2 protein-coding genes are annotated in these 1,103 nt (G+C 62.2%); one reads left to right on the forward strand and one right to left on the reverse strand.

The genetic code is table 11. The features are described 5' to 3' along the window. Positions 1-260, reverse strand: a 260-nt coding sequence (locus ACT3UN_RS16470) for a TetR/AcrR family transcriptional regulator (protein ID WP_444657660.1), incomplete at its 3' end; no start/stop codon positions are given. Positions 261-347: 87 nt separating this feature from the next. On the opposite strand from ACT3UN_RS16470, the gene ACT3UN_RS16475 reads away from it, so the two are divergent. Beyond that, positions 348-1,103: an SDR family oxidoreductase gene (locus tag ACT3UN_RS16475; protein ID WP_444657661.1), complete on the forward strand. Its 756-nt coding sequence runs from the start codon at positions 348-350 to the stop codon at positions 1,101-1,103.

Genomic DNA, 1,103 nt, shown 5'->3' on the forward strand with positions numbered 1-1,103 from the left:
CCGGTGCGGATGTCCTGGATCGGGTCACCGGTCCACTCCATCGCCAGTTTCTTGGCGATATACATGTCGAAGCCGTGCTCGACCACGGCGTCCGCCAGTCCCTGCTTCGAGCCGAAGAAGTGGTAGGCGGTGGGCAGCTTGACTCCCACGGTGTCGCACACCGCCCGCAGCGAGAAGTCCTCGCCGGGCGAGCGGGCGATCATGTCCGCGGCAGCGGCGATCAACTTTTCTCTCGTTCCTGTCGACGCGTCCCTGCTCATTCTGCTACCGTAGCGTACGTATCGCCGATACGGCGCAACATATCTCTGATATGTTCATCCGTGAAGTCCACGAGAAAGGAAGACAGCATGACTGAGCACACGCTCAAGGGAAAGAACGTCCTGATCGCCGGAGGCGGCAAGAATCTCGGAGGCCTGGTGGCGCGCCAGTCCGCGGCTGCCGGAGCCAACGTGGCGATCCACTACAATTCCGATGCCAGTCGACCGGATGCCGAGGACACCCTCGCCGCTGTGCAGGCTGAAGACGTCCAGGGTGCGATCTTCCAAGGCGACCTGACCGCACCGCAGAACGTCGCAGCCCTGTTCGACGAGGCCGAGAAGACGTTCGGCAAGATCGACATCGCCATCAACACCGCCGGCAAGGTGCTGCGCAAGCCCATCGTCGAGACCGCCGAGGACGAGTACGACTCGATGTTCGACATCAATTCCAAGGCTGCGTACTTCTTCATCAAGGAGGCAGGCAAGCATCTTTCCGACGATGGCAAGATCATCACCGTGGTCACTGCCTTGTTGGCCGCCTTCACCGACGGCTACTCCACCTACGCCGGCGGCAAGGCCCCGGTGGAGCACTTCACCCGTGCGGCGTCCAAGGAGTTCGCCGACCGTGGCATCTCGGTCAACGCCGTGGCCCCCGGCCCGATGGACACGCCGTTCTTCTACGGCCAGGAAACGCCGGAACGAGTCGAGTTCCACAAGTCCCAGGCCATGGGCAATCAGCTCACCCAGATCGAGGACATCGCGCCGATCATCAGGTTCCTGGCGACTGACGGCTGGTGGATCACCGGTCAGACGATCTTCGCCAACGGTGGCTACACCACACGCTAA

It is taken from the genome of Corynebacterium sp. AOP12-C2-36 (assembly GCF_052379185.1).
Classification (GTDB): domain Bacteria; phylum Actinomycetota; class Actinomycetes; order Mycobacteriales; family Mycobacteriaceae; genus Corynebacterium.